Origin of the sequence: Bacteroides caecigallinarum (assembly GCF_016901995.1) — a bacterium.
GTDB lineage: Bacteria > Bacteroidota > Bacteroidia > Bacteroidales > Bacteroidaceae > Phocaeicola > Phocaeicola cellulolyticus.
In genome coordinates, this window is record NZ_JACJLE010000139.1 from 1 (window position 1) to 586 (window position 586).

1 protein-coding gene is annotated in these 586 nt (G+C 42.2%); it reads right to left on the bottom strand.

What is annotated here, in order from left to right; all coding sequences use genetic code 11:
- Positions 1–586, bottom strand: a 586-nt coding sequence (locus H6A61_RS15345) for a reverse transcriptase domain-containing protein (protein ID WP_262897254.1), incomplete at both ends; no start/stop codon positions are given.

The following is a 586-nucleotide window of genomic DNA, read 5'->3' on the forward strand; positions in this document are numbered from 1 at the left end:
TGGGATAGTGACTTACCTTTGGTCAGCACAACCTCATGCAGTTTGTCCGTGAAACGTTTCTGACTTTTCTTTGAGGGCTTTATTAACAATGTTCCGTTGTACTTCCGTACATTGAAGCCTAAAAAGTCAAACCCCTCACTGATATGTGTTATCAGTGTCTTCTCCTCGGATAGTGTAAGTCCTCTTTCCTTTAAAAAGGCTGTCAACATTTCCTTTATTTCAAGTAATGTTTCCCTTTTATCGGCTGTGACAATGATGTCGTCCGCATATCTTACGAGATTGACTTTGGGGTAGTACAGTCTTCCATTAACATAATTTGCCTTGTACTTCTCTTTGAGCATTCTTTCCATGCCGTCAAGAGTTGCATTTGCAAGTGTCGGTGAAATGATGCCACCCTGCGGTGTCCCTTCAAGTGTCGGTTGAAGCAATTTGTTGAATACAACTCCACTTTTAAGCCATTTCCTTAATATCTGCTTTTCGATTCGTACGTTATCGAGAAGCCATTCATGGCTGATATGGTCGAAACAGCCTTTTATGTCCCCCTCCAATATCCATTCGGGAGAGCAATCCCTGCTTAGCCATCTGT